This is a genomic window from Micromonospora sp. WMMA1949, from assembly GCF_027460145.1.
Taxonomy (GTDB): Bacteria; Actinomycetota; Actinomycetes; order Mycobacteriales; family Micromonosporaceae; genus Micromonospora.
Window position 1 is genome coordinate 6,333,575 of record NZ_JAPZBG010000001.1, and the last position, 15,192, is coordinate 6,348,766.

General features: G+C 73.4%; 11 protein-coding genes. 5 read left to right on the forward strand and 6 right to left on the reverse strand.

Annotation, left to right across the window (positions count from 1 at the left end):
* Positions 1 to 24: 24 nt before the first annotated feature.
* Genes O7607_RS29685 through O7607_RS29695 form a run of 3 tightly spaced genes read left to right on the forward strand, consistent with a single transcriptional unit; the run spans position 25 to position 3,685 of the window.
* A complete protein-coding gene (locus tag O7607_RS29685) occupies positions 25 to 1,311 on the forward strand; it encodes a lysine N(6)-hydroxylase/L-ornithine N(5)-oxygenase family protein (RefSeq protein WP_269706758.1) in 1,287 nt (428 codons plus the stop codon).
* Between the two features lie 8 nt (positions 1,312 to 1,319).
* Positions 1,320 to 1,904: a GNAT family N-acetyltransferase gene (locus O7607_RS29690; RefSeq protein WP_269707113.1), complete on the forward strand. Its 585-nt coding sequence runs from the start codon at positions 1,320 to 1,322 to the stop codon at positions 1,902 to 1,904.
* Positions 1,901 to 3,685 carry an IucA/IucC family protein gene (locus O7607_RS29695; RefSeq protein WP_269706759.1) on the forward strand — a complete coding sequence of 595 codons (1,785 nt, stop codon included), beginning with the start codon at positions 1,901 to 1,903 and terminating at the stop codon, positions 3,683 to 3,685. Before O7607_RS29690 ends, O7607_RS29695 begins: the two co-directional genes overlap by 4 nt.
* Before the next feature lie 54 nt (positions 3,686 to 3,739).
* Here the strand turns inward: O7607_RS29695 and O7607_RS29700 are convergent, their stop codons facing one another.
* The 5 genes from O7607_RS29700 to O7607_RS29720 form a co-directional block, all read right to left on the reverse strand.
* Positions 3,740 to 4,642 carry a siderophore-interacting protein gene (locus O7607_RS29700; protein WP_269706760.1) on the reverse strand — a complete coding sequence of 301 codons (903 nt, stop codon included), beginning with the start codon at positions 4,640 to 4,642 and terminating at the stop codon, positions 3,740 to 3,742.
* 45 nt (positions 4,643 to 4,687) lie between these two features.
* A complete protein-coding gene (locus tag O7607_RS29705; protein WP_269707114.1) occupies positions 4,688 to 6,790 on the reverse strand; it encodes an iron ABC transporter permease in 2,103 nt (700 codons plus the stop codon).
* Between the two features lie 5 nt (positions 6,791 to 6,795).
* On the reverse strand, positions 6,796 to 7,785 hold the full coding sequence (locus tag O7607_RS29710; RefSeq protein ID WP_269706761.1) for an ABC transporter substrate-binding protein: 990 nt from the start codon (positions 7,783 to 7,785) through the stop codon (positions 6,796 to 6,798).
* Between the two features lie 28 nt (positions 7,786 to 7,813).
* Positions 7,814 to 8,623 (reverse strand): ABC transporter ATP-binding protein, encoded by an 810-nt coding sequence (locus O7607_RS29715; RefSeq protein ID WP_269707115.1) that lies wholly within the window; start codon positions 8,621 to 8,623, stop codon positions 7,814 to 7,816.
* Between the two features lie 180 nt (positions 8,624 to 8,803).
* Positions 8,804 to 10,420, reverse strand: coding sequence for a cellulose-binding domain-containing protein (locus O7607_RS29720; protein ID WP_269706762.1), 1,617 nt, complete (start codon positions 10,418 to 10,420; stop codon positions 8,804 to 8,806).
* Positions 10,421 to 10,775: 355 nt separating this feature from the next.
* Here O7607_RS29720 and O7607_RS29725 point away from each other — a divergent pair, with 355 nt between their 5' ends.
* Positions 10,776 to 11,636: a hypothetical protein gene (locus O7607_RS29725; protein ID WP_269706763.1), complete on the forward strand. Its 861-nt coding sequence runs from the start codon at positions 10,776 to 10,778 to the stop codon at positions 11,634 to 11,636.
* 52 nt (positions 11,637 to 11,688) lie between these two features.
* Here O7607_RS29725 and O7607_RS29730 read toward each other — a convergent pair whose 3' ends face one another.
* Positions 11,689 to 12,159 (reverse strand): hemerythrin domain-containing protein, encoded by a 471-nt coding sequence (locus tag O7607_RS29730; protein WP_269706764.1) that lies wholly within the window; start codon positions 12,157 to 12,159, stop codon positions 11,689 to 11,691.
* A 221-nt stretch (positions 12,160 to 12,380) separates the two neighbouring features.
* On the opposite strand from O7607_RS29730, the gene O7607_RS29735 reads away from it, so the two are divergent.
* Positions 12,381 to 15,185: an AfsR/SARP family transcriptional regulator gene (locus O7607_RS29735; protein ID WP_269706765.1), complete on the forward strand. Its 2,805-nt coding sequence runs from the start codon at positions 12,381 to 12,383 to the stop codon at positions 15,183 to 15,185.
* Positions 15,186 to 15,192: the final 7 nt, after the last annotated feature.

Sequence of the window (15,192 nt, forward strand, 5' to 3'; positions counted from 1 at the left end):
CCGTCGAGGAGAACGAGAACCCCCATGTCGACCCACGACTTCATCGCCGTCGGGCTGGGCCCCTACAACCTCGGCCTGGCCTGCCTCACCGCACCGATCGACGACCTCGACGGGCTGTTCCTGGAGGCCCGCGACAGCTTCGACTGGCACCCCGGCATGCTGCTGGAGTCCACCCGGCTCCAGACGCCGTTCATCGCCGACCTGGTCACGCTCGCGGACCCCACCTCGCCGTACTCGTTCCTGAGCTACCTGAAGGAGACCGGCCGGCTCTACCCGTTCTACATCCGGGAGAGCTTCTTCCCGCTGCGCGCCGAGTACAACGACTACTGCCGCTGGGCCGCCGCCAAGCTGCCGAACCTGCGCTTCCGGCACACCGTCACCGCCGTCGAACACGACGAGGCCGACGACCGGTACGTGGTGCACGCGGACACGCCGGACGGGCCGGTCACTCACCGGGCCCGGCACCTCGTGCTCGGCACCGGCACCCCGCCGTACCTGCCGCCGGCCTGCGCCGGGCTGGGCGGTGACCTGATCCACAACTCGCGCTACCTGGAGCACCGGGAGGCGCTGCGGGCCAAGGACAGCATCACGATCGTCGGCAGCGGCCAGAGCGCGGCCGAGATCTACCACGACCTGCTCGGCGACATCGACACGTACGGCTACCAGCTCACCTGGGTGACCCGCTCACCCCGGTTCTTCCCGCTGGAGTACACCAAGCTGACGCTCGAGATGACCTCGCCGGACTACGTGGACTACTTCCACGCGCTGCCCGAGCCGACCCGCTACGCGCTGGAGGCCGCGCAGAAGCCGCTGTTCAAGGGCATCAACGCCGACCTGATCAACGACATCTACGACCTGCTGTACGCCAAGAGCCTGCACGGTCCGGCGCCGACCCGGCTGCTGACCAACACCGAACTGGTCGAGGCGGCGTACGCCGACGGCCGCTACCGGCTCGGGCTGCGCCACACCGAGCAGGACCGCGCGTTCACGCTGGAGACGCAGGGGCTGGTGCTCGCCACCGGCTACCACTACCGGGTGCCGGAGTTCCTCGCGCCGGTGAGGGACCGGCTGCGCTTCGACGCGCACGGCCGCTTCGACGTGGCCCGCAACTACAGCATCGACCACACCGGCCGGGGCGTGTTCCTCCAGAACGGCGGCACCCACACCCACAGCATCACCTCGCCCGACCTGGGCATGGGCCCGTACCGCAACTCGTGGCTGATCCGGGAGATGACCGGCCGGGAGCACTACCCGGTGGAGAAGGCCATCGCCTTCCAGGAGTTCGGCGCGCCGGCCGGAGCGCCGGCATGAGCGCCCGCATGACCACCTTCACCCGCGTCGACGACGCGCTGGGCGAGTTCACGCTGCGCCCGCTGGACCCGGACGCCGACGCCGCGCTGCTGCACCGCTGGGTGACCCATCCCAAGTCCGCGTTCTGGCTGATGCAGGACGCCGACGTGGACGCGGTCGCCGAGGAGTACCGGCGCATCGCCGACCACCCGCACCACGACGCGTACCTGGGGTCGTGGCGCGGCACCCCGGCGTTCCTGGCCGAACGGTACGACCCGGCGCACGTCGAGCTGGTCGGCCTGTACGACCCGGAGCCCGGCGACGTGGGCATGCACTTCCTCTGCGCACCCGCCGACACGCCGGTGCACGGCTTCACCCGTGCCGTCATCACCACGGTGATGGCCTGGCTGTTCGCCGACCCGGCGACCCGCCGGGTGGTGGTGGAGCCGGACGTGCGCAATACCGCCGTGCACGCACTGAACGCGGCCGTCGGCTTCACCGTCGTCGGCCCGATCCGCAAGCCCGAGAAGGAGGCGCTGCTCAGCGTCTGCACCCGGGACCAGTTCCGGGCCGCCACCGGCGCGCCCGCAGGCGAGGAAGGGGCACCGGCGTGAACGCCAGCGCATCCGTGGACCACCTGACCCCCGAGGCGTGGGCGACGGCCAACCGGCTGCTGGTGCGCAAGGCGCTCGCCGAGTTCGCCCACGAACGCCTGATCACCCCCGAGCCCGCCGGACCCGGGCAGTGGCTGGTCCGCAGCGACGACGGCACCGTCGAGTACCGGTTCGCCGCGCAGCGGCTGGCGCTGGACCACTGGCAGATCGACCCGGACAGCATCGTGCGCCGCCGCGACGACGCGGACCTGCCGCCCGACGCCGTCGACCTGTGCGTGGAGCTGCGCGGCGCGCTCGGCCTCACCGACGCGATCCTGCCGGTCTACCTGGAGGAGATCACCTCCACGCTGGCCGGGACCGCGTACAAGCTGGCCAAGCCCGCGCGGAGCGCCGCCGAGCTGGCCGCCGCCGACTTCCAGGCGATCGAGACCGGCATGACCGAGGGGCATCCCTGCTTCGTGGCGAACAACGGCCGCATCGGCTTCGGCGTGCACGAATACCACGCGTACGCCCCGGAGGCCGCCGCGCCGGTACGGCTGCTCTGGCTCGCCGCGCACCGCGACCACACCACGTTCACCTGCGCCGATGACCTGGACTACGACACGCTGGTCCGGGCCGAGCTGGGCGAGCAGACGCTGGCCGGGTTCACCGCCACGCTCACCGGGCTGGGCCTGGACCCGGCCGACTACCTGTTCGTGCCGGTGCACCCGTGGCAGTGGTGGAACAAGCTCGCCGTCACGTTCGCCGGTGAGGTGGCCCGGCGCCGGCTGGTCTGCCTCGGCGAAGGGCCGGACGAATACCTCGCGCAGCAGTCCATCCGCACCTTCTTCAACGTCAGCGACCCGGCGAAGCACTACGTCAAGACCGCGCTGTCGGTGCTGAACATGGGCTTCATGCGTGGCCTGTCCGCCGCGTACATGGAGGCGACGCCCGCGATCAACGACTGGCTGGCCGGGCTGATCGAGGCCGACCCGGTGCTCAGGCGCACCCGGCTGTCGATCATCCGGGAGCGGGCCGCGATCGGCTACCGCCACCGGCAGTACGAGGCGGCGACCGACCGCTATTCGCCGTACCGGAAGATGCTGGCGGCGCTCTGGCGGGAGAGCCCGGTCCCCGCGTTGGAACCCGGGCGGCGGCTGGCCACCATGGCCTCGCTGCTGCACCTGGACCGCGACGGGCGGTCGCTCGCCGCGGCGCTGATCGACGAGTCGGGGCTGGCGCCGGCCGACTGGTTGCGCCGCTACCTGGACGCCTACCTGGTGCCGCTGCTGCACAGCCTGTACGCCTACGACCTGGCGTTCATGCCGCACGGCGAGAACGTCATCCTGGTGCTGCACGGCGGCGCCGTGGAGCGGGTCGTCTTCAAGGACATCGCCGAGGAGATCGTGGTGATGGACCCGGACGCGGACCTGCCCGAGCGGGTGGGACGGATCCGGGCCGCCGTGCCCGAGGACGAGAAGATCCTGTCCATCTTCACCGACGTCTTCGACTGTTTCCTGCGGCACCTGAGCGCCGCCCTGCACACCCAGGGCGTGCTGGACCAGGACGGGTTCTGGCGCACGGTGGCCGAGTGCGCCGCCGACTACGCCGCGACGGTGCCGCACCTGGCCGACCGGATGCGCCGGCACGACCTGTTCGCGCCGGAGTTCACGCTGTCCTGCCTCAACCGGCTCCAGCTGCGCAACAACCAGCAGATGGTCGACCTGTCCGACCCGTCGGCCGCGTTGCAGTTCGCCGGCACCCTGGTCAACCCGCTCGCCCCGTACGCGCCACGCGGATGACGAAGCGGGCCGGCGCACCTGGCGCCGGCCCGCTTCAACGGCGGTGGGGACGTCTCAGTTCTCCGCGCGACCGGCCCGCCAGTAGCCCATGAACGCCACCGCGCGCCGGTCCATGCCCCGCTCGGTGACCAGGTGGCGGCGCAGGCCGCGGATCATCGCCGCCTCCCCGGCCAGCCAGGCGTAGAGCGCCGCGCCGTCGGGCCGCTCCGGCACCTCCCAGAGGATGTCCCGGTCCACGTCCACCTCGGCCAGCGGCGCGGCGCCCACCGCGACAGGTACCTGCACCAGGCGACCGGCCACGCTCGTCACGGCCGGGGTGAGCCGGCTGCCGTGCGGGGCGCCGTCGCGGGGCAGCCAGGTCACCGTGACGCCGGCCGGTGCCGCGCAGGGCAGCTCGTCGCCGGTCTCCGGCACCTCCACCAGCGCGTGTCCCCGCGCGTCGGCGGGCAGCCGCTCCAGGATCGCGCAGATCGCCGGCGCGGCGGTCTCGTCGCCTGCGAGCAGCAGCGTCGCCCCGGCGGGCGGCTGGAACTCGACGCCGCCGTGCGGCCCGTCCCAGCCGGCGTCCGGGCCGACCACGGCGATCCGGTCGCCGAGGCGGGCGCGCCGCGCCCACCGGGTCGCCGGGCCGCCGTCGCCGTGCAGCGCCATGTCCACGTCCACCTCGTACGCCTCCGGCCGCACGGCGCGGACCGTGTACGTGCGGATCGGGCTGCGCAGCCCGTCCGGCAGCTCGCGCCACCGCGGGAACCAGTCCGGCCCGTCGGGCAGCTCCCCCGGCGCCCCGTCGACCGGCGGCAGGGCCAGCTTGATCCGCTGGTCGTACCCGTTGTCGGCGAACCGGTCCAGGTCCGGCCCGGTGAGCGTCACCCGCAGGAACGACGGGCCGAGCCGCCGTAGCGCGCGGACCTCAACGGTGAAGACTCGCCAGGGCGCGACGGCCAAGGTGCTGGTCATGCGTCATTCCTCTCACGGCCGGTGGGCGGTTCGTGGGTGAACGGGTCAACGGGCCGCTGCCGCGGCGCGGGAACGCCACAGCAGCCAGACGAAGTACGGGGTGCCGATCAGTGCGGTGACCAGACCGGCGGGGATCTGGGCGGGGGCGATGACGGTGCGGCCGAGCGTGTCGGCGAGGCTGACCAGGGTGGCGCCGAGCAGCACCGCGACCGGCAGGACGCGGGTGTGCCGCCCGCCGACCAGCGCGCGGGCCGCGTGCGGCGCGACCAGGCCGACGAAGCCGATCACGCCGACCGCCGACACGGCGGTGGCGGTGAGTATCGCCGCCAGGCCGAGCGCGACCAGCCGGGCGTGCTCCAGCCGGACCCCGAGCACGCGGGGCGTGTCGTCGTCGAGCGCGAGCAGGTCCAGCTCGCGGCGTACGGCGGCCACCAGCGGCAACGCGATCAGCAGCGCGATCGCCACCGGCAGCACCTGCGGCGCGGTACGCCCGTAGGTGGAGCCGGACAGCCAGGTCAGCGCCTTGCCGGTGTTCCACGGGTCGGACGACACCACGATGAACGTGATGACCGCCGTACCGCCCTGCCAGACCGCGAAGCCGATCAGCACCAGCCGGTCGGAGTTGAGCCCGCGCCGCCGCGCCAGGCCGTAGACCAGCGCGAACGCGGCGACGGCGCCGAGTCCGGCGGCGCCGGACAGGGCGAGCACGCCGGCCATCGGCGCGAACGTCAGCAGCGACACCGCGCCGATGCCGGCGCCGCCGGTGATGCCGAGGATGCCCGGTTCGGCGAGCGGGTTGCGGCACACCGCCTGCACCGTGGTGCCGGCCAGGGCCAGCGCGGCGCCGGCCAGCAGCGCCGCGGTGACGCGCGGCCAGCGGGCGTCCAGCACGAAGGTGTACGCCGGCCCGGTGCGGCCCTGAACCCAGTTGACGATGTCGCCGAGCAGCACCCAGGTGTCACCGAAGAGCATGCCGAGCACCAGCGCGGCGGTGACGACGACCGCGCAGAGCGCGATGACCACGGCGACGAAGCCGCGGGAGCGTACGGCGGCGTGACCGCCCGGCGCCTGCCGGGTCGGCCCGGCGTCGCGGTGGCGGCGGGCCAGCCAGATCAGCAGCACCGCGCCGAAGAGCGTGGTCACCACGCCGGTCGGCACGTCGACGCCGGCCTGCCCGCCGAGCACGGCCCGCAGCAGCACGTCGGAGCCGAGCACGATGACCACGCCGACGATGCCGGCCAGCGGCATCAGGACCCGGTGCCGGTGCACCTCGGGCACCCACTTGCCGAGCAGTCGGACGATCACCGGCGCGCCGAGGCCGACGAAGCCGATCGGCCCGGCCATTGTGACCGCCGCGGCGGAGAGCAGCACCGCCAGCAGCACCACTGTGAGCCGGGTGCGGCGCACGTTGAGCCCGAGCACGGTGGCGGTGTCGTCGCCGAGGGCGAGCAGGTCCAGCCGGTGCCCGAGCGCCACGAGCAGCAGCGCGGCGACCCCGATCACGGGGGCGAGCTGGGTGAACGCGACCAGGTCGCCCTGCACGAGCGAGCCGTTGCCCCAGGCGAACAGGCCGATGGTGGACTGCTCGAACAGCAGCAGGAGCAGCATGGTCACCGAGGCCAGCGCCATCGCGGTGGCCGAGCCGGCGAGGATGAGCCGGGTGGTGGCGGCCTGGCCGCCGGCCGAGAGCAGCATGACCAGGGAGGCGGCGGCGAGGCCGCCGCAGAACGCCAGGCCGCCCGAGGGCAGCGCCGGCAGCGCGATCCCGAACGCGGCGGTGGAGACGATCGCCAGATGCGCGCCCGCGTTGACCGCGAGCGTGTCCGGCGAGGCGAGCGGGTTGCGGGTGGTCGACTGCAGCGCGGCGCCGGCGAAACCGAGCGCGACGCCGACGGCGAGGCCGGTGAGCAGCCGGGGCAGGCGGGAGGCGACGAGGATCCGGGCGGCCTCGTCGTCACCACCGGTGAGCAGCCGGAGCAGGTCCAGCGCCCCCACCGACGACGTGCCCTGGGTGAGGTGCACCGCGGTGATCGCGACGAGCACGACGGCGGCGAGGGTGAACGCGCCGGCGACCCGGCTGCGCCGGGCAGGCGGCGGCCCGACCGGGGCCGGCCTGGTGGCCGGCCCCGGCGGGGCGGGGGCGGTCATCGCGCTCAAGCCGTGTAGACCTTGACGAGCTCGTCGATGTACTGCTTGGCGGACAGCGTGCCGCCGAAGGTCCAGATGCCGTTGGGCATCTTGTGCAGCTTGTTCTGCTGCACGAACGGCAGGGAGCGCCAGATCGCGTTGCCGGCGAGGCCGTCGGCGAACACGTCGGTGCCGTCCGAGGCGTTGTAGAAGAAGTGCAGGTCCTGGCTCTTGAGGACGTTCATGCCCTCGACGTCGGTCTGGCCCAGGCCCCACATCTCGTCGGTCTTGCCGGTCCAGGCGTTCTTGAGGCCGAGCTGGATGCCGAGCTGGGAGACGAGCGCGCCCTGGCCGAACATCCGGATCGAGACGGTGCTGCCCTCCTTCCAGCCGTCGGCGATGGCGAACTGCTTGCCGGCCGCCCCGGCGTCGGCGATCTTCTTCTTGCCGTCGGCGATGGCGGCGTCGAAGTCGGCGAGCAGCTTGTCCGCCTGGGCGGTACGACCGGTCGCGGTGGCGATCATCTTCAGGTCCGCGCGCATCCGGCCGATGTTGTCGGAGGCGTCGCTGCCCTTGGTGACCAGCACCGGGACGTACTTCTCCAGCTGGGTGACGACGGCGGAGCCGCGCTCGGCCTCCATCACCACGAGGTCCGGCTGGAGGGCGACGATGGAGTCGACGCTCGGCTCACCCCGGGTGCCGACGTCCTTGACGCCCGGGTCGAGCGGGGCGGCGGTCACCCAGGTGGCGTACCCCTTGGGGTCGGCCACGCCGACCGGCATCACGCCGAGGCCGACGAGCATCTCCACCTCGCCCCACTCCAGGCCGACGACCTTGGTGGCGGGGCTCTTGAGGGTGATGGTCTTGCCCCGGCTGTCGGTGACGGTGACCGGGCCGGTCGACGCGGCGTCGGAGGGGGACGGTGCGGCGGCGGGCTCCTCGGTGGTGCCGCAGCCGGCGATCAGCAGCGCGCCGGCCGCGGCGGCGGCGAGCAGGGTCATGCGGGTACGCAACATCGGTTTCTCTTCTGTGTGCAGGAATCGGTCAGGCACAGACGCGGGTCGTGTGCCGGCCGACGGGACGAGTGGAGAGCAGGTTGGTGACCGGGTCGACGGTCACCTCGACGCGGATGCCGTAGGCCTCGGTGAGCGCCGCCTCGGTGAACACCTCGTGCGGCGTGCCGGCACCGCGTACCCGGCCTTCGTGCAGGAGCACGACCTGGTCGGCGACGGCAGCCGCCTGGTTGAGGTCGTGCAGCACCACACCGACGGCGACGCCGGCGGTGTCGGCGAGTTCGCGCATCAGGTCGAGGATCTCCACCTGGTAGCGCAGGTCCAGGAACGTGGTCGGCTCGTCCAGCAGCAGGATCGCGGTGTCCTGAGCCAGGCAGGTGGCCAGCCACACGCGTTGCAGCTCACCGCCGGACAGCTCGTCGACCGGCCGGGCGGCCATGGCGTCGACGCCGGTGACCCGCATGGCCCGGTCGATGGCGGCCGGCCCGTCGAGGTCGTTCGCGCGCCACCGCTGCCGGTACGGGTGCCGGCCGTACCCGACCACGTCGCGCACCGTCACCCCGCTGGGGGTGGGGCGGCTCTGCGCGAGCAGCGTCACCCGGCGGGCGAAGTCCCGGGCGGACAGCGACCGGGCCGGCGTGCCGTCGGCGAGCACGATCTCGCCGTGCTCCAGCGGGTGCAGGCGGGCCAGCCCGCGCAGCAGCGTCGACTTGCCGCTGCCGTTCGGGCCGACCAACGCGGTCACTGCCGCGGGCCGCAGCGTGATGGCGGCGTCGTGGACCACCGTCGTGCCGTGATAGCCCAGCCGCAGGTCACTGCCGCTCAAGCCGTCGGCTCGCACCGTTCTGCTCGTCACGGAGGTTAGGCTAACCTAAGACTTGATCGTGCTGTCAAGCCGGTCCTTCGGTCCGATCTCCTCCCCCGCCCTCACCCCCGCCCGGGTCGATCATGAGGTTGACGGCGTCGTCGATCTCCGATCCGGCCGCCAACCTCATGATCGACGGGGTGGTTGCGGTGCGGGTCAGAGGGAGACCGGCCGGCCGCCGAGGGTCACCGTCAGGCGGCCGTCGCCGGCAAAGGACCAGGCCAGGGCACCGGAGTACGTGGCGCAGCGGGAGCCGTTGGAGCCGGACCAGAACTGGTTCGAGCCATCCACGTTGCCGACGGTCTTGTCGTTCGAGCCACCGCCGGCGAAGCGGCAGGAGGTGTTGCTCCGGAACACCGAGGTGCCGGCGTCGAACGAGAAGTTGCGTTCGGTGTTGTCGATGCTCAGGTTGTTCGAGATGGTCATCGTGCCCGGGTTGCGGTTGAACGTGAATCCGTGCTTGCCGTTGCGGTACGCGATGGTGCGCCGGACGGTGTGGTTGACAGCGATGTCCTCGCCGCCGAGCTTGAAGCCGTTGCGGTCGCCGTTGCCGTTCTGCGTACCGTTGCTCAGCGTGCCGTTGCTGAAGGCCAGCGAGTCCTCGATGGTCACCGTGCCGATCGCGCCGGTGTCGGACTTGGTGTAGAGGTCCCATCCGTCGTCGATGTTGTGGTGCGACACCGCGTACCGGAAGACGTTCCCGCCGCCGACGGTGAGCTTGGCCGCGAAGCCGTCGGCGTCCTCGCCGTCGGAGTCGGCGTTGTCGTGCGACTCCACACTGACCATCAGGTTGTTGGCGGGCCACTGGTCGCGGGGCGTGCTGGAGGCGATCCGGGACAGCTGCAGCCCGGTGTCGCGGTTGAACCGGGTCACCGTCCGCTCGATGATGTTGTTGCTGCCGCCGACGAAGATGCCGTTGTCACCGGCCCGCTCCACCACGAGCCCGCGCACGTGCCAGTACGACGCGTTGAGCGCCAGTCCCCGGTTGGCCGGGTCCTCGCTCATCGCCGAGAAGTTGAGGATCGGCGTCTCGCCGGGGTAGGCGTACAGGTTCTTGCGGGCGCTCGACGTGCCGTTGTTGCCGGCGGCGACGGTGACCGTCTGGGACAGGTTGTACGTGCCGCCGCGCAGGTAGATCGTGCCGCCGGCGCCGACGCGGGTGATCGCCGCGGCGATCGTGGTGGGGCTGGCCTGGGTGCCGGCCGCGCCGGCGGTGCCGTTCGGCGCGGCGTAGATCGCGCCGCCGGCCGGCGGCGGCGTGCTGGGGGGTGGCGTGCTCGGGGGCGGGCTGCTCGGCGGCGGGCTGCTCGGCGGCGGGGCGCTGGTCGGCGTGCCGGTGGTCGGGGTGACGCCGCCGGTGCAGGTGACGCCGTTGACGGCGAACGTGGACGGCACCGGGTTGCTGCTGTTGTTCCAGGTGCCGTTGAAGCCGAACGACGTGCTCGCGTTGGTGCCCAGGCTGCCGTTGTAGCTGACGTTCGCGGCCCGGACGGACGCGCCGCCGGCGGTGATCTCGGCGCCCCAGGCCTGCGCGACTGTCTGCCCGGCGGCGAAGGTCCAGGTGACGGCCCAGCCGTCGAGCGGGTCGCCGAGGTTGGTCAGGTTGACGTTGGCGGTGAAGCCGCCGCCCCACTGCGCGGTGACGGCGTAGTCGACGCGGCAGCCGGCGGCCGCCTGCGCGGCGGTCGCGCCGACGGCCAGGCCGGACGCGGCGAGCGCGGCCGTCGCCGCGGCCGAGGTCCACAACACCGTACGGCGGTGTCGGTTGATCATGGTGCACTCCTCCGGGGTGGTGGTGCAGTGCCCGCGCCGCAACGGCACCGATGCCCGGTCGGTGTCAGGGCGGGCCTTGTCGCCCGGACGTCCGTGTCGCCACGGACGAACGCTCACGCCTCCCGCTCAGTAAGCGCTTTCAGCGCAGCCTAACGACGGGCGTCGATACGGTCAAACCTCGGCCGACGCTGAACGATCTCGCCGCACCGTCCGTATCCACTGCCGACGGGAACATCGGCCGGAACCGCGATGCCGGAGCGGGCACGAGCACGATTCCTCCAGTCGTCACTTCGCACCGCGGAGGCGGCGCGGCGGTCGCCGCACCCGCCCTCCCGGTCAACCAGAGGAGAGGTGCATGGCCAGGGGTACGCGCAAGACCGCGGTCCTGAAGCTCGGCGGGGTGGGCGCCCTCGCGGCGCTGCTGTTCGCCGGCGGACTGCAACTGGCGTCGGCGGGCGAGAACAACCGCCCGGCTACCACTGCCGCCGCGCAGACCGTGAACTGCCCGACCGTACGCGACAAGCTGCCCGCCGTCCCCGCGGCGGCGTCGGCCCAGGTGGAACGGGAACTGGCCAACCTGGACCAGGAGATCGTCCGGCAGAACGAGCGGCTGGCCCGGCAGGCGGTACGCCCCGAGGGCGGACCGGCGTTCATCGACAACGCCATCCTCGGCCCGCTGCGCAGCAAGCGCGTCGCCGTGCTCGACCGCATCGAGATCGCCTTCAACCGAATCGGCGCGCAGCGGCCGGACCTGGACGCGCTGGCGACCTGCACGCTCAACGCCCCGGGCGTGCCGAGCGCCGTCAACGGTGGCGCCGGCCAGGCCGGCAACGGCAACGGCAACGGGCAGGCCGGTAACGGCAACGGCAACGCCGGGGGTCAGAACGGCAACGCGGGCGGCCAGAACGGCAACGCCGGCGGTGCGGCGCGGACCGTCAACTGCCCCCGGGTCGCGCTGCCCGCCGTTCCGGCGTCGGCCGCCGGTCAGGTGCAGGCCGAACTGGCCACGCTGGACAAGCAGATCACCGAGGCCAACGCCCGCCTCGCCCAGCTCGCGGTACGCCCCGAGGGCGGACCGGCGTTCATCGACAACGCCGTCCTCGGCCCGTTGCGCAGCAAGCGCGTCGCGGCGCTCGACCGCATCGAGATCGCGTTCAACCGGGTCGGCGCGCAGCGGCCGAACCTGGACGGGTTCGCCACCTGCGGCCTGAACTGATCCGGCCCGGTCGCGGCCCGGCGGTGCGCATCCCGCCGGGCCGCGACCGTGCTCACAACGGCCCGAACACGTCCCCCGGGTCGGCGTTCAGGGTGAGCGTCTCCAGCACGGTGAGCAGGCTGCGCTCCTCGTACCGGAAGTGCGACTCCATGACCGCCGCCACCCCCTCCAGGTGCCGGGCCAGTTCCCCGGGCGGGGCGTCGCGGGCCACCGCCGCGCTCAGCCCGGTCAGCAGGTACCCGATCATCGAGTGGTCCTGCCGCAATCGGTCCAGCGTGTCGCGCAACCCGGGATGCCGCGTCGCGATCGCCGGGAAGAGGCTGTGGTCCTCGCCCTCGTGATGCGCGGTCAGCGCCGCGCAGAACCCGTGGCAGAACAACAGCAGGTCACGCGTCGCGGGACGGGCCGGCTCACCGTCGGCCAGCGCCTGCCGGGTCACCTCCAGCGCCTCGCGCAGCCGCTCGTGCACGGCCCGCATCTCCCGGCTCCAGGCCACCAGCCTGGTCTGTTCGCCCTCAGCCATGAGGCGAGGGCGAAGGGACGACGAGTGTCATCGTCGTGCTCCCTTCGATCCGGCGCCTCCATGCCTGACACGGTCTGCCACCGGCACGCGACGCTTGCCCGAGCATAGCCAGGACGGCGCCCGTCGGGTGTCCCGCGCGCGCGGACGGGCCCGGTGCGAGGAATGGGACGACGCGAACGCCGGCGCTCCGGGTGGCCGCGCGGTCGTACGCTGAAGCAACCATGCATGTCCATTTCGCGTTGCTCGGCCCGCTGACGGTGACGCGCGACGGCGTGGCGGTCGGCCTCGGCTCGGCGAAGCAGCAACTGGTTCTCACGGCGTTGCTGCTGCGGCGGGGGGAGGCGGTCTCCGCCGACGAGCTGGCGACGTTGGTGTGGGGCGACCGGCCACCCACCTCGGCCGCGGCGAACCTGCGCACCTACCTGCGTGGCCTCCGGCAGGCGCTCGGCGCGTCCGGCGCCGAGCGGATCCGCACCACCCCCGGCGGCTACCTGCTACGGGTCGAGCCGGGCGAGTCGGACCTGGACCGGTTCGACGTGGCGGCGGCCCGGGGCCGGGCCGCCCTGGCGGCGGGCGACCCGGCGACGGCGGACACGGAACTGGCCGACGCGCTGGGGCTGTGGCGTGGGCCGGTGCTGGCCGGACTCCCGCTGCCCGGGCCGCTCGCCGGCCGTGTCGCCCGGATCGAGGAGCGGCGGCTGCTGGCCGAGGAGGACCACGCGGCGGCACGGCTGGCGCTCGGCGAAGCGGCCCGGGTGATCCCCGGACTGCGCGCGCTGCTCGACCGTCACCCGCTGCGCCAGCGCGCGTGGGCGCAGCTCATGACCGCTCTCTACCAGCTCGGCGACGTCTCCGGCGCGCTGGCGGCGTTCCGCCGGGCCCGCCGGGTGCTGGCGGAGGAGACCGGTATGGACCCGAGCCCGGAACTCACCCGCCTGCACGACGACATCCTGCACCACCGCCTCGCTCGGGGCCCGGCCGCCGCGCCACCGGCGGGTGCCGGGCCGGAGGCCACGACGCACCACCGGCCGCGTCAGCTTCCGCTCGCCGCCGCCGGTTTCGTCGGACGCGACGCCGAACTCGCGGTGCTCGACGCGACGCTCGGCGAACGGCCGGACGGACGCGACTCGGTGCGCATCGTCACGGTCAGCGGAATGGCCGGGGTGGGCAAGACCACGCTGGCGCTGCACTGGGCGCACCGGGCCGCCGGCCGGTTCCCGGACGGCCAGTTGTACGTCAACCTGCGCGGCTACGACGAAGGCGACACGGTGCCCGCGGCCGACGCCCTGCTCACCTTCCTGGAGGCACTCGGCGTGCCGGCCGGCCGGATCCCGGGCGGCGTCGACGGCCGGGCGGGCCTGTTCCGCAGCCTGCTGGCCCCGCGCCGGATGCTCGTGGTGCTCGACAACGCCCGCGACGCCGCGCAGGTACGCCCGCTGCTGCCGGGCGCGGGCCGCTGCGCGGTCCTGGTGACGAGTCGCGACCAGCTCAGCGGACTGGCGGTGGCGGAGGGCGCCCGGCCGTTGACGTTGGGCGTGCTGACCGCCGAGGAGTCGACGCTGCTGCTGCGCGGCCGGATCGGCGCGGACCGGGTCGCCGCCGAGCCGGAGGCCACCACCGAGATGATCGAGTCGACCGGCCGCCTGCCGCTGGCGCTCTCGATCGTGGCGGCGCGCGTCGCGGCCCGGCCGACCTTCCCGCTGGACGCGGTGGCGGCACAGCTTCGGCCGCCCGGGACACGGCTGGGACTGCTGGCCGAGGGCGACGTCCGGCGGGCCTTCTCCTGGTCGTACCGGGCGCTGAGCACCGACGCGGCCTGCCTGCTGCGCCTGCTGGGGTTGCATCCCGGCCCGGACCTGACCCTCGACGCCGCCGCCGCGCTGCTCGGCGCCCCCGCGTCGGCTGTCACTCCGCTGCTGCTGGAGCTGAGCCGCCTGCACCTGCTGACCGAGCACCGGCCCGACCGGTACGTGCTGCACGACCTGCTGCGGTCGTACGCGGTGGAGCTGGCCCGGGAGCGCGACCGCCCCCAGGAGCGGGACGCGGCCGTCCGGCGGCTGCTCGACCACTACCTACGCACCGCGCTCGCCGCCGCCGTGCTGCTCCAGCCGACCTGGACACCGCTCGAACCGGTGCCGCTCGGGCCGGCGGACGTACCCGTGCCGTTGCCGGACCGGATCGCGGCGCAGCGCTGGTTCCAGGCCGAGCGCCCGGTGCTGTTGCGGGTGCTGCGGCAGGCCGGCGAACCCGGCCTCGAGCGGTACGCCGGCCGGCTCGCCTGGGCGCTCGCCGCCTACCTGGCGCCTCGCGGGCTGTTCCAGGACCAGCTGACCGTCCAGCGGGTGGCGCTGGACGCGGCGAAGCGGATCGGCGATCGGCAGGCCGAGGCGGTGGCACGCCGGATGCTGGCCCGCGCGCTGATGCGGCTGGGCGACCGGGACGCGGCCGAGCACCATCTGCGGCGCGCCCTGGGCATGTACGAGCAACTCGGCGATCTGGCCGGCCTCGCCCTGATCCTGCGGCACTACACCGAGCTGTGCACCCAGAGCGACCGGCTGGACGAGGCGCTCGCGTACAGCGTCGAGGCGCTGCGCGTGTCCCGGCTGACCGGCAACGAGTACGCGGTGGCGCGGGCGCTTAACAGCAAGGGCTACCTGCACGCGCTCACCGGGGACTACCGGCAGGCGGTCGACGACTGCACCGAGGCGCTCGACCGGCAGCGGCGGATGGACGACCGGGTGGGGCAGGCGGCGACGCTGGACAGCCTCGGGTTCGCCTACCACCGGCTCGGTGACCCGAAGCGGGCCGCGGAGTGCTACGAGCAGTCGGTCGCGCACTTCGGGGCGTCGGTCAACCGGTTCCACGAGGCGCTGACCCTGATCCGCCTGGGCGAGGCGCGCGAGGCGACGGCGGACACCGCCGGCGCCGCCGAGGCGTGGCGGCGGGCGGTGCGGATCTACGACGACCTGGGTGATCCGGCCGCCGACGAACTCCGGCGACGGCTGGCCCGGCTGCCACCGGGCTGACCCGGCC